The 26855-nt window shown below is 52.7% G+C and carries 27 protein-coding genes and 3 tRNA genes; 29 read left to right on the top strand and 1 reads right to left on the bottom strand.

Annotated features, from left to right (window positions below; genetic code table 11):
• The first annotated feature begins 31 nt into the window (after positions 1–31).
• The 13 genes from K5753_00985 to K5753_00925 all read left to right on the top strand — a co-directional run bounded on the left by K5753_00985 (position 32) and on the right by K5753_00925 (position 14317).
• On the top strand, positions 32–2221 hold the full coding sequence (locus K5753_00985; protein MCR4725775.1) for a UvrD-helicase domain-containing protein: 2190 nt from the start codon (positions 32–34) through the stop codon (positions 2219–2221).
• A gap of 9 nt (positions 2222–2230) precedes the next feature.
• A complete protein-coding gene (gene ligA, locus K5753_00980; GenBank protein MCR4725774.1) occupies positions 2231–4171 on the top strand; it encodes an NAD-dependent DNA ligase LigA in 1941 nt (646 codons plus the stop codon).
• Between the two features lie 164 nt (positions 4172–4335).
• Positions 4336–5208, top strand: coding sequence for a YicC family protein (locus K5753_00975; protein MCR4725773.1), 873 nt, complete (start codon positions 4336–4338; stop codon positions 5206–5208).
• 3 nt (positions 5209–5211) lie between these two features.
• Positions 5212–5820, top strand: coding sequence for a guanylate kinase (gmk, locus tag K5753_00970; GenBank protein ID MCR4725772.1), 609 nt, complete (start codon positions 5212–5214; stop codon positions 5818–5820).
• Positions 5821–5824: 4 nt separating this feature from the next.
• Complete coding sequence (gene rpoZ / locus K5753_00965) at positions 5825–6019, top strand: DNA-directed RNA polymerase subunit omega (protein ID MCR4725771.1); 195 nt, start codon at positions 5825–5827, stop codon at positions 6017–6019.
• Positions 6019–7200 carry a bifunctional phosphopantothenoylcysteine decarboxylase/phosphopantothenate--cysteine ligase CoaBC gene (gene coaBC / locus K5753_00960; protein MCR4725770.1) on the top strand — a complete coding sequence of 394 codons (1182 nt, stop codon included), beginning with the start codon at positions 6019–6021 and terminating at the stop codon, positions 7198–7200. Before rpoZ ends, coaBC begins: the two co-directional genes overlap by 1 nt.
• Positions 7197–9392, top strand: a complete 2196-nt coding sequence (priA, locus tag K5753_00955) for a primosomal protein N' (protein ID MCR4725769.1) — start codon at positions 7197–7199, stop codon at positions 9390–9392. The genes coaBC and priA overlap by 4 nt, the downstream gene beginning before the upstream one ends.
• A 12-nt stretch (positions 9393–9404) precedes the next feature.
• Positions 9405–9875: a peptide deformylase gene (gene def, locus K5753_00950; GenBank protein ID MCR4725768.1), complete on the top strand. Its 471-nt coding sequence runs from the start codon at positions 9405–9407 to the stop codon at positions 9873–9875.
• A gap of 1 nt (position 9876) precedes the next feature.
• The gene (fmt, locus tag K5753_00945; GenBank protein ID MCR4725767.1) at positions 9877–10791 is read left to right on the top strand and encodes a methionyl-tRNA formyltransferase; all 915 of its coding nucleotides are present in this window, start codon (positions 9877–9879) and stop codon (positions 10789–10791) included.
• A 1-nt stretch (position 10792) separates the two neighbouring features.
• Positions 10793–12019 carry a methyltransferase domain-containing protein gene (locus K5753_00940; protein MCR4725766.1) on the top strand — a complete coding sequence of 409 codons (1227 nt, stop codon included), beginning with the start codon at positions 10793–10795 and terminating at the stop codon, positions 12017–12019.
• Positions 12016–13056 carry a 23S rRNA (adenine(2503)-C(2))-methyltransferase RlmN gene (gene rlmN / locus K5753_00935; protein ID MCR4725765.1) on the top strand — a complete coding sequence of 347 codons (1041 nt, stop codon included), beginning with the start codon at positions 12016–12018 and terminating at the stop codon, positions 13054–13056. The genes K5753_00940 and rlmN overlap by 4 nt, the downstream gene beginning before the upstream one ends.
• A gap of 14 nt (positions 13057–13070) precedes the next feature.
• The gene (gene rpe, locus K5753_00930; protein ID MCR4725764.1) at positions 13071–13721 is read left to right on the top strand and encodes a ribulose-phosphate 3-epimerase; all 651 of its coding nucleotides are present in this window, start codon (positions 13071–13073) and stop codon (positions 13719–13721) included.
• A complete protein-coding gene (locus K5753_00925) occupies positions 13718–14317 on the top strand; it encodes a thiamine diphosphokinase (protein ID MCR4725763.1) in 600 nt (199 codons plus the stop codon). Before rpe ends, K5753_00925 begins: the two co-directional genes overlap by 4 nt.
• A 161-nt stretch (positions 14318–14478) precedes the next feature.
• On the opposite strand, the gene rpmB is transcribed toward K5753_00925, so the two are convergent.
• Positions 14479–14676, bottom strand: a complete 198-nt coding sequence (rpmB, locus tag K5753_00920) for a 50S ribosomal protein L28 (GenBank protein ID MCR4725762.1) — start codon at positions 14674–14676, stop codon at positions 14479–14481.
• Positions 14677–14858: 182 nt separating this feature from the next.
• On the opposite strand from rpmB, the gene K5753_00915 reads away from it, so the two are divergent.
• The 16 genes from K5753_00915 (at position 14859) to queA (ending at position 26854) form a co-directional block, all read left to right on the top strand.
• The gene (locus K5753_00915) at positions 14859–15209 is read left to right on the top strand and encodes an Asp23/Gls24 family envelope stress response protein (GenBank protein ID MCR4725761.1); all 351 of its coding nucleotides are present in this window, start codon (positions 14859–14861) and stop codon (positions 15207–15209) included.
• An 8-nt stretch (positions 15210–15217) separates the two neighbouring features.
• Complete coding sequence (locus K5753_00910; protein ID MCR4725760.1) at positions 15218–16855, top strand: DAK2 domain-containing protein; 1638 nt, start codon at positions 15218–15220, stop codon at positions 16853–16855.
• 62 nt (positions 16856–16917) lie between these two features.
• A tRNA-Gly gene (locus K5753_00905) sits at positions 16918–16992 on the top strand.
• A 270-nt stretch (positions 16993–17262) separates the two neighbouring features.
• Positions 17263–17337 (top strand) — tRNA-Cys (locus tag K5753_00900).
• A gap of 6 nt (positions 17338–17343) precedes the next feature.
• Positions 17344–17429, top strand: a tRNA-Leu gene (locus K5753_00895).
• Positions 17430–17666: 237 nt separating this feature from the next.
• On the top strand, positions 17667–19601 hold the full coding sequence (gene thrS, locus K5753_00890; GenBank protein ID MCR4725759.1) for a threonine--tRNA ligase: 1935 nt from the start codon (positions 17667–17669) through the stop codon (positions 19599–19601).
• 153 nt (positions 19602–19754) lie between these two features.
• Positions 19755–20264 (top strand): translation initiation factor IF-3, encoded by a 510-nt coding sequence (gene infC / locus K5753_00885; protein MCR4725758.1) that lies wholly within the window; start codon positions 19755–19757, stop codon positions 20262–20264.
• Positions 20265–20283: 19 nt separating this feature from the next.
• On the top strand, positions 20284–20478 hold the full coding sequence (gene rpmI, locus K5753_00880) for a 50S ribosomal protein L35 (protein MCR4725757.1): 195 nt from the start codon (positions 20284–20286) through the stop codon (positions 20476–20478).
• 15 nt (positions 20479–20493) lie between these two features.
• On the top strand, positions 20494–20847 hold the full coding sequence (rplT, locus tag K5753_00875; GenBank protein ID MCR4725756.1) for a 50S ribosomal protein L20: 354 nt from the start codon (positions 20494–20496) through the stop codon (positions 20845–20847).
• 46 nt (positions 20848–20893) lie between these two features.
• Entirely contained in the window at positions 20894–21649 is a 756-nt protein-coding gene (locus K5753_00870; GenBank protein ID MCR4725755.1) for an RNA methyltransferase, read from the top strand.
• Between the two features lie 15 nt (positions 21650–21664).
• Entirely contained in the window at positions 21665–22405 is a 741-nt protein-coding gene (locus K5753_00865) for a YebC/PmpR family DNA-binding transcriptional regulator (GenBank protein MCR4725754.1), read from the top strand.
• Positions 22406–22407: 2 nt separating this feature from the next.
• Positions 22408–23652: a glutamate-5-semialdehyde dehydrogenase gene (locus tag K5753_00860; protein ID MCR4725753.1), complete on the top strand. Its 1245-nt coding sequence runs from the start codon at positions 22408–22410 to the stop codon at positions 23650–23652.
• Positions 23649–24140: a crossover junction endodeoxyribonuclease RuvC gene (gene ruvC / locus K5753_00855; protein ID MCR4725752.1), complete on the top strand. Its 492-nt coding sequence runs from the start codon at positions 23649–23651 to the stop codon at positions 24138–24140. The genes K5753_00860 and ruvC overlap by 4 nt, the downstream gene beginning before the upstream one ends.
• Positions 24141–24142: 2 nt before the next feature.
• Positions 24143–24745 carry a Holliday junction branch migration protein RuvA gene (gene ruvA, locus K5753_00850; protein ID MCR4725751.1) on the top strand — a complete coding sequence of 201 codons (603 nt, stop codon included), beginning with the start codon at positions 24143–24145 and terminating at the stop codon, positions 24743–24745.
• Positions 24745–25845: a Holliday junction branch migration DNA helicase RuvB gene (gene ruvB, locus K5753_00845; protein ID MCR4725750.1), complete on the top strand. Its 1101-nt coding sequence runs from the start codon at positions 24745–24747 to the stop codon at positions 25843–25845. Before ruvA ends, ruvB begins: the two co-directional genes overlap by 1 nt.
• Positions 25832–26854: a tRNA preQ1(34) S-adenosylmethionine ribosyltransferase-isomerase QueA gene (gene queA / locus K5753_00840; protein MCR4725749.1), complete on the top strand. Its 1023-nt coding sequence runs from the start codon at positions 25832–25834 to the stop codon at positions 26852–26854. Before ruvB ends, queA begins: the two co-directional genes overlap by 14 nt.
• Position 26855: the final 1 nt, after the last annotated feature.

The raw sequence follows: 26855 nt of genomic DNA, 5'->3' as shown, positions 1-26855 counted from the left end.
CGCTTTTCTATACTAAACGTAAGAGGCAAAAATGATTGATTTCAGCGTATTGAACGAAGCGCAACAAAAAGCGGTTCGCGCCACGGAAGGCGCGGTTTTGGTTCTCGCGGGAGCGGGTTCCGGCAAGACGAGGGTTTTGACCTATCGTATCGCCTATTTGATCGACGAAAAAAAGATCCCCGCCTATCGGATCCTCGCGATTACCTTTACGAACAAAGCGACGAACGAGATGAAGGAAAGACTCGAAAAAATGCTCGGGGAGAACTCGGGCGTTTGGGTCTCGACCTTCCACTCTTTATGCGCCCGCATTTTGCGCGGAGACGCCGAAAAACTCGGATATACCAAGAGTTTTACGATATACAGCGATCAGGATTCGGATCGCGTCTTGAAACGCATCATTTCGAATAAGCATATCGAGATCAAGGATTTTTCGTCCAAAGTCGCCTGCCATATTTCGAACGCGAAATCTCTTTGTCTTTCGCCGGACGAATATCGAAACGAGTGCGGCGATTTTAACGCGGGTATGATTTGCGACGTCTACGAGGCGTACGAGGAAGAGCTCAAAGCGGCGAACGCGATGGACTACGACGATCTTCTCGTAAAAACCTATCAACTTTTCAGCGATTTCCCCGAAGTTCTCGAAAAATACGCGAATCGTTTTCTGTACATCCATATCGACGAATACCAAGACACGAGCCGTTTGCAGTATAAGATCGCCTCGATGCTCGCGAAAAAACACGGCAATCTTTTCGCCGTCGGCGACGAGGATCAAAGCATCTACGGATGGCGCGGCGCGGATATCTCGAATATTCTCGATTTCAAGAAGGATTTCCCCGAAGCCGAAGTCGTCAAACTCGAACAGAATTACCGTAGCACGCCGAATATTTTGCGTGCGGCGAACGCCTTGATCGAGAATAACAAAGGGCGTTTCGATAAGAAACTTTGGACGGAAGCCGATCCAGGCGTCCGCGTGGAGATCTATAACGCGGCGGACGACAGGCAGGAAGCGGAGTACGTCGTCGGGCAGATCGCCTCGCTGATCCGCTCGAAAAATCAATCTCCGAAGGAATTCGCGATTCTCGTTCGTTTGAACGCGCTTTCGCGTAAATTCGAAGAAAGAATGCGCCTTTACAACATTCCGTATAAAGTGTACGGCGGCTTCAAATTCTTCGACAGAAAAGAAGTTAAGGACGTTCTCGCGTACTACCGCGCGATCGTCAATCCCCGCGATAACGACGCGTTTTTGCGTATTATCAACACGCCGAAGCGCAAGATCGGAGAATCGGTCACCGAAGAACTCGTCTACGTCGCGTCGGTGAACGGAGTGAACGTGTCCGACGTCCTGTTCGGCGATATGGCGTCTTTCGGAATGAGCCCGAAGAATATCCAAAAACTCAAAGCGTTTAACGATCTCTACTTCAAACTCCTCGCGGAGCGCGATCAAATGAGCTTGAAAGAGTACGCTCGATTCGTCGTCGAAGAAGCGGGCTTTTTCATCGAATTTGCGGGAGATAAGGAAGAAGACGTCGGTCGCAGAGAAAACGTCAACCAGCTCCTCGAAGGCATCGAGGAATTCGCGAAAGACAATGAAGGCGCGACGCTCGAAGAGTATTTGCAATCCGTCGTCTTGCTGTCCGACACGGACGATATCCAGACCGACGAATTCGTGACGATCTCGACCGTACACTCGGTCAAAGGGCTGGAATTCGACACCGTCTTCGTAACGGGTCTCGAAGAAAACGTCTTCCCGTCGCAGGCAAGAAGCAAAAGTCAAAAAGAGATCGAAGAGGAGAGGCGGGTCATGTACGTCGCGATGACGCGCGCGCGCAAACGCCTGTATCTGACCGGAGCGAAAGAGCGTTTTATGTACGGCGCCACGCAGTATAATCATCGCAGTCGCTTCGTGGACGAAGTCGAATCCAAGATCTATCCCGATAAAAAACCGCTTTCCGTGCCGGTCTTTCAGAGCAATTCCGCGCCGAAAGAGCCGCAGCGCGTCCTTACCGACGTCAATAAGTACGTTCGCTCGGTCGTCGGAGGCGCTTCGCCCGCGCCCCATTCTTCGGGCGGTTCCGCGTTCAAACTCGGCGATAAAGTCAAGCATCCCCGTTACGGCGTGGGTCGCATCATTCAAATCAACGGCGACAACGCGAGCATTGCGTTCGACGGGCTCGGGATCAAGCAATTCAATATGAAGATCGCGCCTTTGCAAAAGGCGTAGGAGGGTAATATGGGTAGAATGGAAGAGCTCGTAAAGCTCTTGAACAAGTATGCGAAAGAGTATTACGAAAAAGACGATCCGACCGTTTCCGATGCGGAGTACGACGCTTTATACGACGAACTTTTGTCGCTCGAAGCTTTCAGCGGCATCGTCCTTCCCGATTCTCCCACGAAACGCGTAGGCGGTAAGACGAACGAAGGATTCGAGCAGGTCCGACACAAAGAGCGTCTGTACAGTTTGGATAAATCCAAAACCGTGGAGGGCGTGGAAGAATGGCTCGGAAAGATCTCGAAAGGCGGGGAAGCCGTCCCCGTTACCCTCGAATATAAGTACGACGGTCTGACTTTGAATATCAGCTATGAAAACGGCGTTCTCGTTCGCGCGGCGACTCGCGGCGACGGCGTGACGGGCGAAGTCGTGACCGAGCAGGTCAAGACGATCGCAAACGTTCCGCAGACGATCCCGTTTCAAGGCGAGATCGACGTTCAGGGAGAGGGCTTGATGCCTCTTTCTTCTCTCGAAAAATACAATGAAACCGCGAAGACCCCGCTTAAAAACGCGAGAAACGGCGTGGCGGGCGCGATCCGCAATTTGGACGTGGACGAAACGCGCGCGCGTAATCTTTCTTTCTTTGCGTATAACGTCGGATATCACCGCGGCATTACGTTTGAAAATCAAGCGCAGGTGCACGAATTTTTAAGAGAGCAGGGGTTCAACGTCGGCGAGTATTTCAAGGTCGTTTCCGACTATTCCGAGGTGGAAAAACTTCTCGCGGAAGCCGAAGTTTCCCGCCCGCATTTGGACTTTTTGATCGACGGTATGGTCTTTAAGGCGAATGATTTCGCTTTGCGTGAAACGCTCGGATTTACCGAGAAATTTCCGCGTTGGGCGCTTGCGTATAAATTCAAAGCGGAAGAGAAAACGACCCTTTTGAAAGACGTCCTTTGGCAGGTCTCCCGAACGGGAAAACTCAACCCCCTCGCGCTTCTCGATCCCGTCGATATCGGCGGCGCGACGGTTTCCCGCGCGACACTTTCCAACCTTTCCGAGATCAAGCGTAAAAAGATCCGCATCGGCGATCGCGTGCTCGTCCGTCGTTCGGGCGACGTGATCCCCGAGATTATGGGCGTCGCGGAAGAGCTTCCGGGCGCAAGAGAAGTCGAAAAGCCTACGGTTTGCCCCGTTTGCGGCGCGCCCGTCATCGAAAACGGTTTCTTCCTTTATTGCTCCAATAAAGAAAACTGCGCGCCTCGCATCATATCGCAGATCGAGCATTTTTGTTCCAAAGACGCGATGGATATCGACGGTCTTTCGGAAAAGACGATCGAGCAGTTCTATGAAGAATTCGGTCTGAAAGACGTGGACGAGCTTTACGATCTGACGGCGGAAGATCTTTTGTCGCTCGAAGGGTTCAAAGAGAAAAAAGCCGAAAATATCGTTCGTTCCATACAAAAAAGCAAAGAAACGACGCTTGCTCGTTTCCTAACCGCGCTCGGCGTCCCCGGCGTCGGGAAGAAGGCGGCGAAAGTCCTCGAAGAAACCTTCGGCACCGTCGACGCTCTCAAAAAGGCGACCGTGGAAGACCTTGTCAACGTCGAGGATTTCGGGCTGATCACGGCAAGCAATATCGTCGATTTCTTCCACTCCGAAGAGAATCTCCGCAGGATCGACAGCCTTCTTTCCAAAGGAATCGTCTTCAAAGAGGAGGAAAATGGAGAGGGAGTGTTTTCGGGAAAGACTGTCGTCATAACGGGCGTCCTTTCGAGCTATAAGCGTTCCGCCGCGCAAGAGGAGATCAAAAAGCGCGGAGGCAAGATCTCCGACACCGTTTCGAAGGCGGTGAACCTCGTCGTCGCGGGAGAGGACGCGGGCAGTAAACTTCAAAAAGCGCAAAAACTCGGTTTGGAGATCATCGGCGAAGAAGAATTCCTGCGCCTGCTTTCCGAATAACTTCCGAAGATTTTCGAAAATTTTCGTTAAAACGCGTTTATTTTTCATAAAGAGTGAAACTTGGGAAATAAATTCCCATTTCGCTTGTATTTTCAGCCTCAAATATGCTATATTATTGTAAATAAATAACTTTGCGGGCGCGCTTGTCGCGCCGAGGAGAAAGTATGAACAGCATGACGGGCTACGGAAAAGGCGAAGCGGAGCGCAACGGGCGCTCTTTGACGGTGGAGCTGAAAAGCGTAAATCACCGTTTTTTGGATCTCGCCGTTAAACTTCCGCGCGCTTTGATTTTTGCCGAAGACGCGATGAAGAAGGCGATCGCTTCCCGAATTGCGCGCGGTCACGTCGACGTGTTTACGACCTATCGCGCCCCCGAGGACGCCGCCTCTCTTTCTTTGAACGAAACCGTCGCCGCGGAATATCTCGAAATGAGCCGCAGACTCAGCGAAAAGTTCGGCGTGAAGGACGACTCTACCGCGTCTTCTTTGCTTCGCGTTCAGGGCGTCGTCGAAGAAACCCCGAAGGACGCGCCCGAAGAGGAGATCCTCTTTCTCGTCCGCGAAGCGACCGATCGCGCGCTCGACTCTCTGGTCAAAATGCGCGCTGAGGAAGGAAAAGCGATCACGGAAGACATCTTGTCCAAGCTTGCCGAAGTCGAGCGTTTGACGGGGCTGATCAAGGATCGCGCTCCGATGGTGACGGAAGAATACAAAGTTCGCTTGAAAAAGACCGTTTCGGACGCGCTCGCCGGCGCTCCGTACGATGAAAACAGGCTTTTGACCGAGATCGCGCTGTTTGCCGATAAGGTCGCGATCGACGAAGAGCTCGCAAGACTGTACGCGCATATAGACCATTATCGCAAGATCCTCAGGGACGAACCTTCCGCGGGGAGAAAGCTCGACTTTTTGACGCAGGAACTCAATCGCGAAGCAAACACGATCGGCTCGAAGGCGAACGATTCGGAGATTCAGGAGAACGTCGTTCTTTTGAAATGCGAGATCGAAAAGATCCGCGAACAAATTCAGAATTTGGAGTAAGCGATGAAGCAGGGAAAAGTGTTTGTCATATCCGGTCCGTCGGGCGTCGGGAAAGGGACGATCTGCCGCGTTTTGATGGAAAAGTATCCCTATCTCGCGGCTACGACCGTTTCCGCGACGACGAGGAAGCCCCGCCCGGGCGAGATCGACGGAGTGCATTACTATTACAAGACGAACGAAGAATTCGACAAAATGGTGAAAGACGGGCTGTTTCTCGAAACGGTGGATAAATTCACTCATCGTTACGGGACGTTGTTCTCCGAAGTCGAACGGGTGCTTTCGGACGGAAAGAACGTCATCCTCGAAATCGAGATGCAAGGCGGAAAGAACGTAAAAGAGAGGATCCCCGAAGCCGTTTTGATCTACGTTTTACCGCCGTCTTTGGAAGCGTTGACCGGTCGCATCGTCGGCAGAGGAAGCGAGACGCCCGAAGAGATCGCCCGCCGTCAATCCGAAGTCGAGCGGGAATTCGACCAAGCGGATGGCTACGAGTACTTCGTCGTGAACGACGTCTTGGAAGACGCCGTGGAAAAAGTAAAAAGCATTATTCTCGCGGAGGGGCTGAAAGATTCCCTCGCGAACGTAAAAAAGAATTATTTTGGGAGGAACTGAAACTATGATGATCGACCCGCCTATTGATAAGCTTATCAAAAAGACCGAATGCCGCTATATGCTCGTCTGCGGCGTGGCGAAGAGAGCGAGACAACTTTTGCAGCAGGAAGGCGATATGCTCGTCGCGACCAAGCAAAAGCCGATCTCCGTCGCCGCGAAAGAGATCTACGAAGGAAAAATTATCATCACGAGAGAGTAATGAAAAAGAAAGTCCTCGTGGGCGTAACGGGCGGGATCGCCGCCTATAAATCTGCCTACCTCGTCAGCGCGCTTGTGAAAATGGGCTGCGACGTTCACGTCCTCATGACCGACCACGCGAAGGAGTTCGTAACGCCGCTGACCTTTGAGACGCTCTCCAAAAACCCCGTGACCGCGAATATGTTTCGCCGCGACCGCGAGTGGGAAGTGGAGCACGTTTCTCTTGCCAAAAGCTCGGAAGTCGTCGTCATAGCTCCCGCGACCGCGAATTTCATCGGAAAGATCGCGCACGGCGTTTGCGACGATATGCTGACGACGACCTATCTCGCGTCCAAGGCTCCGAAGATCCTTTGCCCCGCGATGAATACGGCGATGTATGAGGACGCGGTTTTTCAGGAAAACTTAGCCGCCGTTAAAGAAAAGGGCGCGATCGTCCTTTCTCCCGTGTCGGGCAGGCTTGCCTGCGGGGACGTCGGCGTCGGTAAAATGGTCGAGCCGGATGAGATCGCGGAAAAGGTTCGCGAAGTTTTGGACTTGAATCTCGATTTTCTTGGCAAAAAGGCGATCGTTACCGCAGGCGCGACGGTGGAAAATATCGACGGCGTTCGTTTCCTTTCCAACCACAGCAGCGGGAAAATGGGCATCGCGATCGCGGAGCGGTTTGCGGATCGCGGCGCGGACGTAACTCTGATAGCGGGAAGCATTAAAGCGAAGATTCCCGATAACGTCAAAGACGTCGTCTACGTCTCTTCTACCGAAGATATGTTTCGCGCGGTCACCGAGCGGGTGAAGGACGCGGATTTCGTCGTTATGGCGGCGGCTCCCGCGGATTACGCGCCGTGCGAGACCTTTGAAAATAAAGTAAAATCGGACGAACTCGTTTTGAAGCTCAAAAAGACCCCCGACATCGCCAAAGAAGTCGGTCGGATCAAAAAGCCCGAAACCAAACTCGCGATTTTCAGCGCGGAGACCGAAAACCTTCTTGAAAACGCGCGCGGCAAATTGTTGAAAAAGAACGCGGATCTCGTCGTCGCGAACGACGTAACGAAAGAGGGCGCGGGCTTCAATACCGACACGAATATCGTGACGATCATTGAGAAAACGGGCGAAGTAACGCCCTATGAAAAGATGCCGAAGATCGCCGTCGCGGACGTGATCCTCGATCGGTTAAAGACCGTATGATCGCGGAAGTCATCGTGGATATTTCCACGAGCGAGATCGATCGGATCTTCGATTATTCCGTCCCGAACGATATGCCCGTTTCCGCGGGTGATCGGGTCAAAGTTCCCTTCGGAAGGCAAAAAACCGAAGGTTTTATCGTTCGCTTGAAAGAAACAAGCGATTGTTCTCACGAATTAAAACCCATTCTTTCCAAATTGGACGATTTTACGGCGGTCCTACCCGAGATGATCTCTTTAATGTGGGAGATGAGCGAAAAGAACAACCTTCGCTTGGTGGACGTGTTGCGCCTCTTTATTCCCGCGATGATGCGGGGCGGGCGGGTGCGCGAGATCAAGCGCCATTTCGTGACGCTGTCCGAAGGCGTGACCGAGGAGATCGCGCTTTCGAAGTTGAAACCGAACGCCGTCAATCAAAGAGCGATCGTAGCGGAGATCGGGCAAAGTGGAGAATGGGCGGCGATCCTCGGCGAAAAATTCGGGTTTTCCGCGATCTCCGCGCTTGCGGAAAAAGGGCTCGTCTCGGTCAAGGACGTAACGCGTCGCCGCGCGCCCCGTGTAAATCCGATGCCCGATAAAAGAGTCGAACTCACCGAAGAGCAGAAGAAAGCGGTCGAGACCATTATGCGCGGCAAGCAAAGCGAAAACCTTCTTTTCGGCGTTACGGGAAGCGGGAAGACCGAGATCTATCTCGCTTGTATCGGCGAAGTCATCGCAGCGGGTAAAACCGCGATTATGCTCGTCCCGGAAATTTCTCTGACGCCGCAAATGATGGGTCGATTCCGCGCTCGTTTCGGCGATAAAGTCGCGGTCTTACACAGCGGACTTTCGGACGGCGAACGTTACGACGAATGGCTCCGTTTGCTTCGCGGAGAAGCCGTGATCGCGGTCGGCGCGCGCTCCGCGGTCTTCGCTCCTTTGAAAAACGTCGGGATCATCATTATCGACGAAGAGCACGACGGCAGCTATATCAGCGAAGGCAACCCGCGTTACGTTACTCACGAGGTCGCGCGATTCCGCAGGGGATTCAACGACGCGAAGCTCGTCCTCGGCAGCGCGACGCCGTCGCTCGAAACCTATCGAAGCGCGATTGAGGGAAAGATCGGATTGATCCCTTTGAAAAATCGCGTGCATAACACGAAAATGCCCAAAGTCGAGATCGTCGATATGTGCGGCGAGATCCGAAGCGGGAATAATTCGATCCTGTCCGCCCGACTCGAAGAGGAGATCGGTCGCTCGCTCGAACAAAAGAATCAAAGCATGATCTTTATCAATCGCCGCGGGTTTGCGTCCTTTATGATCTGCAAGAAATGCGGAAAGGTTATAAAGTGCGACGATTGCGACGTTTCGTTGACTTGGCATAAAGAGGATAACCTCTTAAAATGTCATTACTGCGGGAAGCCTTATCCCGTTCCCGAAAAGTGTCCTTTTTGCGGAGAAAGCGATATGAGGCTCGGCAGAGTCGGGACGGAGAAAGTCGCGGAGATCTTGAAACAGCGTTTTCCCGGCGTCCGCATTCTTAGAATGGATCGCGACACCACGCGGAAGAAAGGAAGCTACGACGAGATCCTTTCCGCGTTTCGTATGGGCGAAGCGGATATTCTCGTCGGGACGCAAATGATCGTAAAAGGTCACGATTTTCCGAACGTTACGCTCGTCGGCATTTTGGACGCGGATATGAGCCTCTATTACGAGGATTATCACAGCGCGGAACGGACGTTTCAGCTCGTCACGCAGATGAGCGGAAGAGCAGGCAGGGCGGATAAAGAAGGTCTCGTGATCCTGCAAACTTATTCTCCGCGGCATTACGTTTTCGCGTATTCCCGCGATAACGACTATCCGTCCTTTTACAAAAAGGAAATCAATATCCGCGAGGTAACGGCGTTTCCGCCGTTTACGAAGATCGTTCGCGTCCTCGTCGTCAGCGAAAGCGAAGAGCGCGCGCTCGAACTGACGAAATCGATGCTCGCCAAGATTCGCGCGTATCAAAAGGAGACCCCGTCGGATTTCGTGGCGGTCGCGGGTATGAAATCGCCGGTCAAGCGGATCGAAAATAAATATCGCTATCAGATTTTGATGCGTCTGACGCGCGAAAGGGAAGACGTGACTTTGAAAAAGATCTATGAGATCGTCAATGCGGAGGAGAAGAAAGGCGCGCAAGTGTTCGTCGAGATCAATCCGCAGAATATGAACTGACAGGAGGATAAAATGGCTATCAGAGATATCGTAAAAGACGGAGAACCTTTGCTCCGCAAAAAATCAAGACCCGTCGACTCTTTCGACTCGAAATTGTTCGCTCTTTTGGACGATATGCTGGAAACGATGCGCGCGGCGGACGGCGTCGGCATCGCCGCTCCCCAAGTCGGCATTTTGCGCCAAGCCGTGATCTGCGAAATGGAAACCGAGGACCCCGAAGAAAGAGAGATCCTCGAAATGATCAATCCTTCGATCGTCAAAAAAAGCGGAAAGCAGATCGGCGCGGAAGGGTGCCTGTCCGTTCCCGGAAAGCGGTGCGACGTCCAACGCCCGAAAAGCGTTACGGTCAAATTTCAAAACAGAAAAGGAGAAAAGATCGAGCGCACGTTTACGGATTTCAACGCCGTCGTCGCGTCTCACGAGATCGATCACCTGTCCGGCGTCCTCTTTTACGACAAAGAAGTCAAAGTAAAAAAGAAATAGTATGAAAGTTTTGTTTCTCGGAACTCCCGATTTTGCGATTCCTTCGCTTCGCGCGATCGCTTCGTCCGCGCACGAGATCCTCGCCGTGATCACGCAACCCGATAAAGAGGGAAATCGCCGCGTGATGACTCCGCCGCCCGTCAAGGTCGAAGCGGAAAAACTCGGGCTTAAAGTCTATCAATTCAACAGTCTTCGGAAAGAAGGCGTCGAACTCGTCCGTTCGCTCGCGCCCGACGTGATGGTGACGGCGGCGTTTGGGCAGATCCTCTCTCAGGAGATCCTCGATATTCCGAAATTCGGGACGCTGAACGTCCACGGTTCGCTTCTTCCTTTGTATCGCGGATCGAGCCCGATCCAGTCTTGCCTTTTGAACGACGACAGCGTTACGGGCGTAACGATCATGAAGACGGCGCTCGAAGTGGACGCGGGCGACGTCCTTTTGAAAAAAGAGATTCCGATCTCGGACGAAGATACCGCGGGAACGCTTTTCGATAAGATCGCGGAGATCGGGGCGGCGGCGATCGTCGAAGCGCTCGACCTCGTGGAAAAGGGCGAGGCGGTCTATACCCCGCAGGATCATTCCCAAGCGACTTTTTGCAAAATGATCCGCAAAACGGACGCGGTGATCGAAAAGACCGAGAATGCGAAAAACGCGCTTTTGAAGATTCGCGCGTACGATCCGTGGCCCGTGGCATACGTCTTCGTCGACGGTGAAAGGATCAAGATCTATTCCGCTTCGGCGGCGGAAAAGCGCGGAAGAGAAGGAACTTTTTACGCGTCGGACGGCGATCCCGTTCTGAATCTCGCGGACGGAGCGATCCGCCTTCGTTCGATCCAAAAAGAGGGAAAGAAAAGGATGTCGGGACGCGAATATTTGATCGGTCACGCCGATCTTTTGAATAAGGAAATCCGATAATATGAGAGGGCTCGTCGAGGCGTACGGCGCGCTGACGGACGTTTTCGTCCGAAAAGCGTTCGTCGGAGAAGCGGTCAAAAAGCAAGGCGCGGCGCTATCCGCGTCCAAAGGAAGCCTGCGCTTGACCTACGGCGTCATCGAGCATACCTATCTTTTTGATTATCAGATCTCCCGCCTCGTTTCGAAAGCTCCGAAAACGTCGGTCGCCGTTCTTCTCAAAATGGGAATGTACGCGATCAAATATATGGACGACGTTCCCGCGTTCGCCGCGGTGGACGAAATCGTCAAGACGGCTTGCACGGTCGGAAAAAGCGGCGTCAAAGGCTTTTTGAACGCCGTTCTCCGAAAGTACGCCGCAGAGGGTGTCGACCTTATTCCGGAAGGGAAGCTCGAAAGGCTCTCCGCGGAAAGCAATCGCCCCGTTTGGCTCGTAAAGCGATATATTCGAGAACTCGGAGAAGAAAAGGCAAGGGAGCTCCTTTTTGCGAAAGGAACTTCCGCGACGCACGTTCGCGCTTCCGTTTCCTTCGGAAAAGGGAACCTTCGCGCCGCGCTTCAAGCAAAAGGAATCGCTTTTGAAGAGACGGCCTACGGCTTTTTGATCCGATCGGTCGGCGCGCTTTCCGATCTTTTCGAGGAAGGAAAAGCGACGGCGATGAGCCTTGGCAGCGCGGAGATCTGCGAAGCCGCGCTCCCCGTTAGCGGCGACGCGCTCGATTGTTGCGCCGCGCCCGGGGGAAAAAGCGTCTATCTCGCGGAGCGGATCAAAGGGACGGTCACGGCGACCGACCTTTATCCGCATCGCGTGGAATTGATAAAAAAATACGCGGAAAGAATGAACGTTAAAAACGTTCGCGCGGAGGTTCGGGATCAGACGGAATTTTGTCCCGCGTTCGAAGGCGCGTTTTCGCTCGTTCTTTTGGACGCGCCTTGCTCGGGCTTCGGGACGCTTCCTTCGAATCCGGACGTCGTCTTGTTTAAGACGGAATCCGACGTGGACGCGCTCGCGCGTTTGCAGCGTGCGCTCCTCGAAAACGTTTCGCGTTACGTTTCCGCGGGGGGTAAACTCGTCTATTCGACTTGCTCCGATCTTCCGTCCGAGTGCGGAGAGAACGTTCGCGCGTTTCTCGCGGAAAACGCCGCGTTCGCGCTGAAAAACGAGAAATACACCGAGATCAATGAAAAGGGCGGCGAAGGATTCTATTTCGCCGTTTTGGAGAAGAAATGAAACTGCTTGCCGATCTTACGCTTGATGAGTTAAAAGAAACGATGCTTTCGCTCGGAGAAAAACCTTTCCGCGCGGAGCAGATCTATCTCGGCGTTCAGCAGGGTAAAGAGCCCGAGGATATTTCGACGATCTCCGCGGCTTTGAAGCAAAAACTTTCGAGCGAAGGTTTCGTCTCGACCGGAATGAAGATATTCCGTTCTTTTCGCTCCGAGATCGACGATACCGTAAAGTTTCTGTTTTCTTTGTGGGACGGCGATATGGTCGAAGGCGTTTTGATGCGCTATAAGTACGGAAACACGCTTTGCGTTTCTACGCAGGTCGGTTGTCGAATGAATTGCGCGTTTTGCGCGTCGGGGCTAAACGGACTCAAACGAAACCTGTCCGCGGGCGAGATCCTCGGCGAGGTCATCCTCGCAAACGCGTTCGACGGCGGCGATCTCAAAAATCGGAAGATCACGAATATCGTCTTAATGGGGAGCGGGGAACCCTTGGATAACTATGACAACGTCGTAAAATTCCTTCGCCTCGTAAACGCCGAAAAAGGGCTGAACGTCAGCTATCGGAATATCTCGCTTTCGACGTGCGGACTCTTGGAGAAATTCGACCGTTTCATCGAAGAAGATATCCCCGTGACGATGACCTTTTCTCTGCACGCCGCGCGGGACGAAGTCCGTTCGTCCATTATGCCGATCAATAAAAGATACGGCGTTTCTGACGTGATCGCCGCGGCAAAACGCTGGTTCGAGAAGACCAAACGGCGCGTCGTCTTCGAGTATTCCCTGATAAAGGGCGTCAACGACGGCGAGAAGGACGCCGCCGCGTTGATCGAAAAAGTAAAAGGGTTTCCGTGTATCGTGAATTTGATCGTTTTGAACTTCGTTAAAGAGAGGGGTCTCGAAGGGACGAGCCGTAAAGACGCGTATCGTTTTCAGGGTCTTCTCGAAAAGGGCGGCGTGGAAGCCACGGTTCGCCGAACGATGGGCGCGGATATCGAAGGCGCGTGCGGACAGCTTCGCGCAAAATATCAACAGGAATAGAGGGGGAAAAGAGTATGAGTTCTGTTAAAGTTGCTCCGTCGATTTTGTCGGGTGATTTCGCGAATATGGGCGAGACGGTGGAAAACGTCGAAAAGTGGGGAGCGGATCTCGTCCACTGCGACGTTATGGACGGAAGATTCGTCCCGAATATCACGTTCGGGATGCCGATGATCAAAGCGATCCGTCCGCACACGAATTTGCCGCTCGACGTGCATTTGATGATCGTCGAACCCGAATTGTACGTCGAACGCTTTTGCGACGCGGGCGCGGATTTCGTGACCTTCCATCCGGAAGCGTCGAAGAATCCGAGAGAGACGCTTTTGAAAATCAAAAATAAGGGCGTGAAATGCGGGCTCGTCGTCAATCCCGACAAGGATTTTTCGCTTGTGAAAGACTATATGGATCTCGTCGATATGATCGTCCTGATGGGAGTTTTCCCGGGATTCGGCGGTCAGTCTTATATCGAAACCGTGGATGAGAATATCAAAGTCCTCGCCGAAGAGATCAAAAAGAGCGGGCGCGATATCCTTTTGGAACTGGACGGCGGCGTAACGCTCGGCAACGCCGCGAAATTCCGCGATCTCGGGATCACCGTCCTCGTCGCCGGAAGCGCGACCTTCAAAGCGGATGATAAGGTCGCCGCGATCAAGGTGATGCGCGGATGAAAAAAGCGGCGATCGTCCTGTCGCAAAAATTCAAACGGATGCTGCCCTCGGATTTCGTGATCGCCGCGGACGAAGGCTATCTTCGCGCTCTCGAAAACAAGATCCGCCCCGATCTCGTCGTCGGGGATATGGACAGTCTCGGCTTCGTCCCGAAGGATATAGGCGTCTTGACCGTTCAAGCCGAAAAGGATTTTTCGGATGGGGAACTCGCGATCCGCGAGGCGATCCTGCGGAATTATTTCTTTATCGATATTTACGGCGGATGGGGCGGCAGACCCGACCATTCGCTTTATAATCTTCACCTTTTGAAACTCGCCCGCGATCTCGGCGCGACCGCCGTCCTTCGCGGAGACGATTTCGATCTTTACTATCTCGACGGGAATTTGTTTTTGGACGTGGCAGCGGGAGACGTTTTATCGATCGTACCTTTTTCGGAAACCGTGCATATAATAAAGGCGAAAGGGCTCAAATACCCTGCGGACGGTGCCGTCCTGACCAAAAGCGACACGCTCGGATTGTCCAACGAATGCACGGAAAACTCGGTGTTCGTCAGCGTAAAGGAGGGAAGCGCACTGCTTTATCATAAATTCGGATAAGGAGGTGTGGCTTTGAAAATGGTTTGCGTAAATCCGCCGTCTTTTTTGAAAGCGGTCTTGCGGCTGTTTTGCGGAAAGAAACGCGCGCGAAAGTAGGGCGAAGCGTTCGAAAAAATAAAAAAAAGATCCTCGAAACCCGAGGATCTTTTTTAACGAAAAGGTTAGTTCGCCTTTCTTTGCACGGCGCCGTTTCTCAGGCATCTCGTGCAGACGTACTTCTTGGAAACCGTGCCGTTCTCATCGACGACGGAGACCTTTTGAATGTTCGCGTTCCAATGGGTCGGTGCTTTACGGTTGCTGTGGCTCACCGTGTTTCCGCTCATTTTACTTTTTCCGCATACGCTGCAAACTCTCGACATATATCCATTACCTCCCGTAACGATTCTCACTGACGGCGAAATGGATCTCTCCAAAACGCGACTTATTAAATATAGCACGAAATTTTACGCTTGGCAACAGATTTTAAGTAATTTTGAAAATTACTTGCAAAGGAGTAAATAATAATAGTATCATATATATAGAATTTTTTACGGAGAGAGATATGGCTGTAAAGACTTCCAACAAATACGGCAAAATCACCGTGTCGGACGAAGCCGTGGCAATGTGCGCTTGTCGCGCCGCCTCGGAATGTTACGGCGTGGTCGAGCTCGTTTCGAGAAGATTTACCGATTCTCTCGCTTCTTTATTCAAACAAAACGGCAACACCAAAGGAATACGCGTTACGACCGTCGATAATAAGATCTTTATCGACGTTTTCGTGATTTTGAAGCAGGGGGTGCTCGTTGACGCGGTCACCGAATCTCTTCGCTCGGTCGTGACCTATTCCGTCGAGGCGTTTACGGGAATGCGCGTGATGCAGGTGAACGTAAACGTCGTCGGCATTAAGGTTTAGGAGTATATATGATAAAAAGTATCGACGTTAAAATGCTTCGCGATATGATATCGGGAGCTTGCCAGAATCTCGCGGTCTACGAGCAGGAGATAAACGCGCATAACGTTTTCCCCGTTCCGGACGGAGACACCGGCACCAATATGTGCGCGACGGCGGCGAGCGCCGCGCGCGAGATCCAAGCAATCAAAGAAGAAGAACTCTCTTGGGAGAAATTTTCCTCGGCGCTTTCTATCGGCGCGCTTCGCGGCGCGAGAGGAAACAGCGGCGTTATCCTTACTCAGATCTTTAAGGGTATTTCGGACGTTACGGGAGAAACGGCGGGGCTCTTGTCTTTGAAGAATTTTTCGAAGGCTTTGCAGCAGGGTGCGAAAGTCGCTTACGGCGCAGTGAATAAACCGAAGGAAGGAACCATCCTTACCGTTATTCGCGTCGTCGCCGAAGAATCCGAAAAGTGGGCGTCCGGAAGAAACGCCTGTTTCGAGACGATGATGCGGAAACTCCTCGAAAAGGGCAACGCAATCCTCGCGGAGACTCCGAATATGCTTCCCGTCCTGAAAAAAGCCGGCGTCGTGGACGCGGGCGGCATGGGACTTATGCGCGTCCTCGAAGGCTTGACCCTCGTCATCGAAGGAAAGGAAATTCCGAAGGTCGCGGTCAAGGTCGCCGCGGACGAATTCGACGCGGGCTTCGCCGCGGACGTTCACGATCTGGACGATATCGAATTTGCCTATTGTACCGAGTTTTTCGTGAAAAACATTCGCCCGAGAGCCACGGAGTCCGATATCGACAAACTCCGCGACAAACTTGCCCGTTTGGGTAACAGTTTGATCTGTATCGGCGATCTCGAACTCGTCAAAGTCCACGTCCACACGAATAACCCCGGTCGCGCCTTGCAGTACGCGCTCGACCTCGGCGAACTCGATCGCGTCAAGATCGAGAATATGCTCGAACAAAACCGCAAGATCAAAGCGGAAATGGAAAAGAATAAAAAGCCGATCGGTATGGTCGCGGTTTGTGCGGGCGCTGGCATCAAACAGATCTTTAAGGATCTTTTGGTGGACGTGATCGTCGAAGGCGGGCAGACGATGAACCCGAGCGTAAACGAGATCTTGTCTGCGATCAACCGCGTAAACGCAGATAGCGTCATCGTCCTTCCGAATAACAGTAATATTATTCTCGCCGCCGAAAAAGCGATGGAAATGGCGAGCCGCCATTGCGTCGTTTTACCGACGAAGAGCGTCGCCGCCGGGATCGCCGCCGCGATCGCTTTCGATCAAAACGCTTCGACGGAAGAGAACGTCGCGGCGATGAAAGAAGCCTTCGAATCCGTCAAATGCGCGCAGGTCACGACCGCGGTCCGAAGCACGAAAATGGACGGGCTTTCTCTGAAAGAGGGCGATATCATCGGGCTTTCGGATAAAAAGATCCTGACGAAAGGCGACAGCGCGATCGACGTCGTTTCCGCGCTTGTCAAGAAAATGGGAATGGACGAGATGGACGTCTTGAATCTCTATTCGGGCGAAGGCGTTACGGAAGAGGACGTTAACGCCGTCGTGGATCGTCTTGCAGAAGATTATCCGGATCTCGAAGTCATTACTTATAAAGGGGACCAACCGCACTCCTTCTATATTTTGGCGGCTGAGTAAACTTTTTTTGTAAAAACGGTTGCAAATCCAAATGGTATTTGGTATAGTAATAGAGCAACTTCGCGGGAGTGGCTCAGTGGTAGAGCGTTGCCTTGCCAAGGCAAATGTCGCGGGTCCGAATCCCGTCTCCCGCTCCAAATTGCTTTTCGCATTATCCCTAAAAGACGGGATTCGGTTGCGACAGCAACCGCGCGATAGCGCGAGACCCGCAGGGGCCGCACCGGAGCAACGCGGAGGTTCCCGACTTGATCGGGCACACCGTCTCCCGCTCCAAATTGCTTTTCGCATTATCCCCAAAAGATGGGATTCGGTTGCGATAGCAACCGCGCGGCAGCAGTCGTTGCTGCTTCAAATTGTGAATATATGTCGCATCGTACGCGAGCGAATCATATATAATATAGCGTTATGGCACCATAGCCAAGTGGTAAGGCAGAGGTCTGCAAAACCTTTATTCCCCAGTCCGAGTCTGGGTGGTGCCTCCAATAGTTGCCGAAGTGGCGGAATGGCAGACGCAAGGGACTTAAAATCCCTCGGGGGCAACTCCGTGCGGGTTCGAGTCCCGCCTTCGGCACCAGCCGTGGCGGACACGTCAGCGGGCATAAGCATTTCCCAGAGAGTTTCGCGTTTGCTGAGAGCGAAGCATTTGCCGCCTGTTGGTACCACCGCTATTTGAAACATTCGAATATAAAGGGGAGCGATCATTCGCTCAAATAAGGTGGAACCGCGGCTTTGTCGTCCTTATGCTTGAAGGCATAGGGGCGTTTTTATTTTGTAATTACGTTTGGTCGATAGATCAAAAGAGGAGGATACTATGAAGATTTATTTGAGAGATACCGTTAAGGAATACGATGCGCCCGTGACCGTCGATCAAATCGCGGCGGATATCGGCGAAGGGCTTCACCGCGCCGCACTCGCGGGAAAAGTGAACGGGACTCCGGTCGATCTGAGTTATCTCGTCGAAAACGATTCCGAAGTCCAGATCCTGACCTTCAAAGATCAAGAGGGCAAGCATATTTACAACCACACCGCGGCGCACGTTATGGCGCAGGCGATCAAGAGCATTTATCCGACCGCGAAACTTGCGATCGGCCCGGCGATCGATACCGGATTCTATTACGATATCGAATATATCACCCCGCCCACGATGGACGATCTCGCGAAGATCGAAGAGGAGATGCAGCGCATCATCAAAGCGAATCTCCCGATCACGCGCGAAGTTTTGCCGAGAAAGAGCGCGAACGCGCTTATGCGCAAGCTGGACGAACCGTATAAGCTCGAAATGATCGCGGAGCTTCCGAAGGGCGCGGAGATCAGTTTTTATCATCAAGGCGATTTCGTCGATATGTGCGTCGGACCTCACCTCAAAAGCACGGGCGTCTTGAAAGCCATTAAACTGACGAGCATCACCGGCGCGTATTGGCGCGGTGACGCAAAGAATAAGATGTTGACCCGTATTTACGGCGTCGCGTTCGATAAAAAGTCCGCTTTGGACGAGTACCTGACCCGTCTCGAAGAGGCGAAAAAGCGCGACCATAATAAGCTCGGTCGCGATCTCGGGATCTTTATGACCGAAGAAAAGATCGGGCAGGGGCTTCCTCTGTTGATGCCGAAGGGCGCGAAAATGTTGCAGATCCTGCAACGCTTCGTCGAGGACGAGGAAGAGCGTCGCGGCTTTATGTTGACCAAGACTCCCGCGATGGCGAAGAACGATCTTTATAAGATCTCCGGTCACTGGGATCATTACAGGGATAAAATGTTCGTGATCGGCGACGAAGAGAAGGACGACGAAGTCTTGGCGCTTCGCCCGATGACTTGCCCGTTCCAATATCAGATCTATAAAAACGGGATCAAGAGCTACCGCGATCTTCCTTGCCGCTATGCCGAAACCGCGACCCTTTTCAGAAACGAAGCGTCGGGCGAAATGCACGGCTTGATCCGCGTCAGACAATTTACGCTTTCGGACGGACATATCGTTTGTTCGCCCGAGCAGATCGAAAGCGAGTTCAAGAGATGCTTGGATCTTTCTTACTACTTCTTAAATTGCCTCGGACTGCGCGACGCGGTCACCTTCCGTTTCAGCAAATGGGATCCGAAGGATACCGATAAATATATCGACAATCCCGCGGAATGGGAGAGAACGGAGACTTTGATGAAAGGCATCTTGGATCGCCTCGGTCTCGATTACGTCGAAGCGATCGGCGAAGCCGCGTTCTACGGTCCGAAACTCGACGTGCAGGCGAAGAACGTCTACGGAAAAGAGGACACGATCATTACGATCCAGATCGACTTCGCGTCGGCGTCTCGCTTTGAAATGACCTACGTCGACGAAAACGGTGTAAAACAAACGCCGTATATCATCCACCGCAGCAGTATCGGTTGCTACGAGCGCACCCTCGCGATGTTGATCGAGAAGTACGCCGGAGCGTTCCCCGCTTGGATCGCGCCCACGCAGGTCACCGTCATCAGCCTGACCGATCGCACCGCGCCCGAAGCGAACGAGATCGCGGCGAAACTCGGCGAGATGGGATTCCGCGCAGACGCGGACACGAGAAGCGAGAAGGTCGGCTACAAGATCCGCGAAGCGCAGCTTGCCAAAGTCCCGTATATGCTGATCATCGGCGATAAAGAGAAAGAAGAGAATAAAGTCAGCGTTCGCCATCGCTCGGAAGGCGATCTCGGTTCGATGACGCTCGACGAATTCGCCGCGCGCCTCTCGAAAGACGTCCGCGAGAAAATTATAAAATAAGAGAAAAATCGCTTGACGGCTTTTTGCCGAGGTGATACTATTATAGCGAAGTAGAACTGTTTCTCACCCAAGCAGGAGTTGTAAAGGGTTTCTTAATATCGAGAGATATTTTGGGCAGTTTTACTGCCCAATTTTCTTTTTCGGGAGGAAAAAATTATAAAAGACTACCAAATTAACGAGCAAATTCGTGATAGGCAAGTTACCGTGATCGACGCGGAAGGAAAGAACTTAGGCGTTATGAGCGCGTATGACGCGCAAAAAGTCGCCGACGAGCAGGGGCTCGATCTCGTAAAGATCGCGCCGCAGTCGAATCCGCCGATCTGCAAATTGATGGATTACGACAAATTCCGTTTCGACTCCATCAAAAAAGAAAAAGAGGCAAAAAAGAATCAAAAAATCGTCAAGCTCAAAGAGATACAGCTCAGTATCGTGATCGACGTCGGCGATATTAACGTAAAAGCCAAGCGCGCGAACGAGTTTATCGCGGGCGGAGATAAAGTCCGCGTCGTGATCCGTATGCGCGGAAGGCAAAACAAGCGTCCGGAACTCGGAATGAAAGTGATGGACCAATTCTTTGAAAAATTACAAGGCGCAGTTATGGAGCAGCCCCCCGTGATCGAAGGAAACACGATCCGTATGCAGCTCGCGCCTGTGAAAAAATAAACTATCGGAGGTAGGCAAAATGCCAAAACAAAAGTCGCACAGCGGTGCAGGAAAAAGATTTCGCGTAACCAAAAACGGATTGATCAAGAGAAGCAAACAGGGTAAAAACCATATTCTTACCAAGAAAGAGACCAAGAGAAAGCGCGGTTTGAGAGCGGGCGGCTATGTTTCCGAGACGCAAGCCAAAACCATCAGGACGATGATCCAAAAGTAACCCGGGAGGTAAGAGATTATGAGAATCAAAAGAGCGGTTAACGCAGTAAAAAAACGCAGAAAGATCTTTAAGCTCGCGAAAGGCTATCGCGGCGCGAAGAGCAAACTTTACAGAGTATCCCGCGAAGCGGTGATGAAGTCCCAAATGTACGCTTATGTCGGCAGGAAGGACAAGAAGAGAGATTTCCGTCAAATCTGGATCGCGCGTATCAACGCGGCGGCGAGAATGAACGGTTTGAGTTACAGCAGGTTTATGAACGGTCTTAAAAAGAGCGAGATCAATCTGAACCGCAAAGTGCTCGCCGACCTCGCGGTCAACGACGCGGCGACCTTTACCGCGCTTTGCGAGAAAGCGAAAGCGGCGCTTTGATAACTTGAAAATGCTTTCGGTTCGCCGAAAGCATTTTTTTTGAAGAATGATCGTTACCGCAATATCGAACGAAAAAGTCAAACTTTTCCGCGCGCTCGAAAGCGCGAAGGGGAGGAAAGAAAACGGGTGTTATCTCGCGGAAGGCGCGAACCTCGTTAAGGATATTCCGCAAGATGCGGACGTCCTTTTTATGTTCGTAAAAGAAAGCAAGGCGGAAGAATTCGAGCCGCTTACTTCTCGGTTCGACTGCGAGAGAGTCGTCTTGTCCGATTCACTGTTCGACAGGATCTCGTCGACCGTCACGCCGATCGGAGTCGCGGCGATCGTAAGGATCCCGAAATCTCTCGATATATCCGAGCTTTCCGCGGAAAAAGCAATCGTTTTGGACGGCGTCTCGGACGCGGGTAACGTCGGCGCGATTCTTCGGACGGCGGTCGCCGCAGGCTATAAGCAAGCGGTCTTTTTGAACGCCGCCGATCCCTATTCTCCGAAGGCGGTTCGCGCAAGCATGAGCGCGATTTTCAAGATCGAGCCGATTTTTTGCGACAAACGGTCATTTTTGTGTAGTAAAAATATAAGTTTATATGATATAATAGTTCTTGATATGGGCGGAGAGGATATTTTTTCGTTCCGACCCGAAAGGAAGATCGCTTTGATCGTCGGCAACGAGGCGCACGGCGTCAGCCCCGAGATCAAAAGCGCGGGAAGAAAAATCTCGATCCCAATGGAGAATATGGAGTCGCTTAACGCCGCCGTCAGCGCGGGCGTGGCGATGTACGTTCTCGGAAAAAATAAACGGTAAACGTAGGAGGCGAATATGTCCGGACACAGCAAATGGGCAAACATCAAAAACAAGAAAGCGAAGGGCGATGCGGCAAGGGCGAACGTCTTTACCAAGATCGGCAGAGAGCTTGCGATCGCGGTCAAACAGGGCGGCCCCAACCCCGACAGTAACTCTCGTTTGCGCGACGTTATCGCGAAAGCGAAAGCGGCGAATATGCCGAACGATAACATCTTCCGCAGCATCAAAAAGGCTTCGGGCGAGCTCGGCAGCGTGAACTACGAGGAGATTACCTACGAAGGATACGCGGCGGGTGGCGTCGCGGTCATCGTCGAGACCCTGACCGACAATAAGAACAGAACCGCGGGCGACGTTCGCTGCGCGTTTGATAAATTTGGCGGAAACCTCGGCAGCACGGGTTGCGTCTCTTATATGTTTAACAAAAAGGGCGTGATCGTGATCGACGGCGACGGACTCGAAGAGGACGACTTTATGCTCCTCGCGCTCGACGCCGGCGCGGACGACGTCCAAAGCGACGATGGAGTTTTCGAGGTTTATACCCTTCCGCAAAATTACACCGCCGTTCGTGAGAATCTCGAAAAACAAGGCTTGAAGATCCTTTCGAGCGGTCTCGAAATGGTCCCCGAAAATTACGTTACGCCGGACGAGGCGTCGACGACGAAGATTTTGAATCTTATCGACAGGCTCGAGGAGAACGACGACGTGCAAAACGTCTTCCATAACGCGATCTTGCCCGAAGAAGAAGAGGAGGAATAAGAATGAGCGTAGCGGAAACTTGCGCGCTTGCCAAAGAAGCGGCGTATCGCCTTGCGACTCTGTCGTCCGCCGAGAAGAACGCGATGCTTCTCGCGATGGCAAGCGGGATCTCCGACGAGACGGACGCGATCCTCGAAGCGAACAGCGACGATCTCTTTATCGCGAAAGAAAACGGAAAAGAAGAAACCTTGATCGACAGGCTTACTCTTTATAAGTCCCGCATTCGCCAAATGGTCGATGGCGTGCAAGCGGTCGCGGATCTTCCCGATCCCGTCGGCGAAGTGACGGATAAATGGACGCTTCCGAACGGCTTGAAGATCTCCAAAGTTCGCGCGCCGCTCGGCGTCGTCGCGATCATCTACGAAGCTCGTCCGAACGTCACTTGCGACGCGGTCGCGCTTGCGATCAAAAGCGGAAACGCGGTCGTTCTCCGCGGCAGTAAAGACGCGATCAATTCCAATCTCGCGATCTTCAACGCGATGAAGAACGCTTTGATCAAAGGCGGTTACGACGCGAACGTCATCCAATTCATCCCCGAACCCGAGCGCGAAGCCACGGCGGAACTGTTGAAGCAGAGCGCGACCGTAGACGTCGTGATCCCGAGAGGCGGCGAAGGTCTTAAAAAATTCGTTATGGAGAACGCGACGGTTCCCGTGATCGCATCCGCGGGCGGAAACTGCCACACCTACGTCGAAAAGACCGCGGATCTCAAAATGGCGGATAACGTCCTTTTCAACGCGAAAGTCAGTCGTCCTTCCGTCTGTAACGCGACGGAGCAACTCATCGTGGACAGAGCGATCGCCGCTCCTTTCTTGACCAAGAGCCTCGACAGGCTTTCCAAACAGGGCGTCAAAATCCTCGGGTGCAACGAGACTTGCCGCATCTATCCGCTTGCCGAACTCGCGACGGAAGAGGATTATTACACCGAGCATCTCGGTTTGACCCTTTCCGTTAAAGTCGTCAGCGGCTATAAAGAAGCGATCGAGAGGATCAATAAGTACGGAACGCACCACAGCGACGCGATCCTTTCAAACAGCACGGAAGCGATCGAAGCGTTTCAAGTCGGCGTCGATTCCGCGGCGGTGTACGTCAATGCGAGTACCCGCTTTACGGACGGCTTCGAATTCGGCTTCGGCGCGGAAATGGCGATCAGCACGCAGAAATTGCACGCGCGCGGACCTCTCGGATTAAAGCAACTGACGAGCGAAAAGTACGTCGTCGTCGGCGAAGGTCAGGTGCGTAAGTGATCATTCTCGGGATCGATCCCGGGCTCGCGATCGTCGGTTACGGCGTCGTGGAAAGCGTGAAAGGTCGCGTAAAAGCCTTGGATTACGGTGTGATCAACACGCCCGCCGGGCTCAGAACGCCCCTTCGACTGCAAATGATCCATAAGGGTCTTTTGACGCTTTTCGACCGCTATAAGCCGGACGAGATCGCCGTCGAAGAGCTGTTCTTCTCCAATAACAAGACGACGGGTATTCCCGTCGCGGAAGCGCGCGGCGTGATCCTAATGACCGCGATCGAATATTCGGATAAACTTTTCGAGTACACGCCGAATCAGATCAAACAAGCGATCACGGGTTGGGGCGGCGCGGATAAAAAGCAGATGCAGGAAGTCGTTCGGCAGACCCTTCGCTTACAAGCGATCCCCAAGCCGGATGACGCCGCGGACGCGCTTGCCGTCGCGTTGACGCATGCGCAGACGAACCGATTCGGTTCTTTGTTCGGAATATAGTTATGTACGCTTATATCGTCGGAAAAGTGGATAGTTACGGCGACGGATTCATCGTCGTCGAAGCGGGTGGGATCGGATATCAGATCAACGTCTCGAATTTCACCGTCGCGAAATGCGGCAAAGCGGGCGAGACCGTCAAGCTTTACCTCTATCTTTCCGTCCGCGAAGACGATATGAGTTTATTCGGGTTTTCCTCTCTCGACGAAAAAAGAATGTTTTTGCGCCTCATCACCGTTTCCGGCGTCGGACCGAAAATGGCGATCGGGATTTTATCTTCCGCGCCGCTTTCGACCCTTGCGGCGGCAATCGTCTCAGGCGACACGAAATCGTTGTCCAAAGTCAAAGGCATCGGCAAAAAGACCGCGGAAAGGATCGTCGTCGAGCTCAAAGAGAATATCGGAGAAGACGGCTTACGAATGGCGTTTGCGGATTCTCCGTTCGCTTCCGTTCCCGAAAACGATTCGATGATCGAGGAAGCGCTCGAAGTTCTGACGACGCTCGGCGTCAATCGCTCGGAAGCCTATTCGATGGTGGCGGGAGAGAGGAAAAACGCGAAAAACGTAAACGAACTCGTAATGAACGTTCTCAAAAGGTTGGATAAATGATGTTTGAAAACGACGACAGCTTTATAACGAGCGCCGCTTTAACGGGCGACCGAATCGTCGCGAACGACCGCGAAGAGGAAGACGAAGAGATCGAAAATACTCTCCGTCCGAAAACGATGTCGGAGTACGTCGGACAAGAAAAGGTGAAAGCCAACTTGTCCGTCTTTATCCATTCCGCCAAAAAGCGCGGAGAAGCGCTCGATCACGTCCTTTTGTACGGTCCTCCGGGACTCGGCAAGACGACGCTTGCGCATATCATCGCGAACGAAATGAATTCGCAGATCAAAGTCACGTCCGGTCCCGCGATCGAAAAAGCCGCGGATCTTGCCGCGATGCTGACGAATCTTTATGAAGGCGACGTCCTTTTTATCGATGAGATCCATCGCCTGTCTCACGCTGTCGAAGAGATCCTGTATCCCGCAATGGAGGATTACGTTCTCGATTTCGTCGTGGGGAAGGGGCCGAGCGCGAAAAGCATCCGTCTCCCCTTGAAACGGTTTACCTTGATCGGAGCGACGACTCGCGCGGGGATGTTGACCGCGCCGCTTCGCGATCGTTTCGGCGTAATGTGTCGCTTGGAGCTTTATAAGCCCGAGGATCTCGCGAAGATCGTGACGCGCAGCGCGCGTCTTCTCGAAATCGGGATCGAAAAAGAAGCAGCGATCGAGATCGCGAGCCGTTCGCGCGGAACGCCGCGTATCGCAAACCGCCTTTTGAAGCGCGTTCGCGATTTTTCCGAGTATCAAAACGAGAGCGTCATTACCCATCAAACGGCAAAAAGGAGCCTCGATCTTTTGGAGATCGACGCGCTCGGATTGGACGGCGTCGACCGCGAGATCCTGACGACGATCATCAAAAAGCATAACGGCGGTCCCGTCGGGCTCGAAACGCTTTCCGCAACGATCGGCGAAGACGCATCCACGATCGAGGACGTCTACGAACCCTACCTGATGCAACTCGGCTTTATCGCGCGCACGCCGCGCGGAAGAGTTTGCCTGTCCGCAGCATATAAGCACTTGGGCTTCAAAGTACCGCCTTCCAAAGAATCTTATTTGGAAAGCGTCGACCCGAATTCCGTGAATAAAGATGAAAACGCGTGACTTTTATTACGATCTACCCGAAGAACTCATCGCGCAGCACCCCACGGAGCCGCGTGATTCTTCCCGTTTGCTGGTGATCGACCGCAAGACGGGAGAACTTTCCGATAAGCATTTTTACGACGTGATCGACTACCTGAAAGCGGGCGACGTCCTCGTCGTCAATAACACCAAGGTGATTCCCGCCCGTCTTCTCGGGCATCGAAAGGGATGCACGGGCGAAGTCGAATTCCTTCTGTTGAAGCGCGTCGATTACACCCATTGGAAATGTTTGGTTCGCCCGGGTAAAAAATTGCAGATCGGCTCGGAAGTCGAATTCTCTTCCGAACTGTCCGCCGTCGTGACCGATCGCGGCGACGAGGGCGAAAGGGTCGTCGAGTTCCGTTTCGACGGAGTTTTCGAAGATATTCTCGCGAGGGTCGGGGCGATGCCTCTCCCGCCGTATATCAAAGAAAAACTCGAAGATGGAAGCAAATATCAGACGGTGTACAGCAAGATCGACGGATCGGCTGCGGCGCCGACGGCGGGGCTTCATTTTACGAAGGAACTTCTCGAAAAGATCCGTGCGAAGGGCGTAAAGATCGTCGAGATCCTGCTCCACGTCGGGTTATCCACCTTCCGCCCGGTCAAAGCGGAGAATATCGAAGATCATAAAATGCACGAGGAGTATTACGAGATCTCCGAAGAAGCGGCGAAAGAGATCAACGCCGCGAAAAGGGAAGGCAGGCGGGTCTTTTCGGTCGGAACGACGTCCGTTCGGACGCTCGAATCGGCGGCGGTCGAAAAAGGCGTCGTAGCGGCGGGAAGCGGAAACACGCATATTTTCATTTATCCGCCCTACGAATTTAAGATCGTCGATTGCCTGATCACGAATTTCCATTTGCCCGAAAGCACGCTTTTGATGCTCGTTTCCGCATTTATGGGGAGAGAAGCGGCGCTTGCGGCGTATAAACACGCGGTGGACGAACGCTATCGCTTTTTCAGCTTCGGCGACGCGTGCTTGATCTTATAAT

Source organism: Clostridia bacterium, from assembly GCA_024685775.1.
Lineage (GTDB): Bacteria > Bacillota > Clostridia > Christensenellales > CAG-1252 > CAG-1252.
Note: the sequence above shows the minus strand (reverse complement) of the source record. Positions and strands in the feature narration are given on the sequence as shown.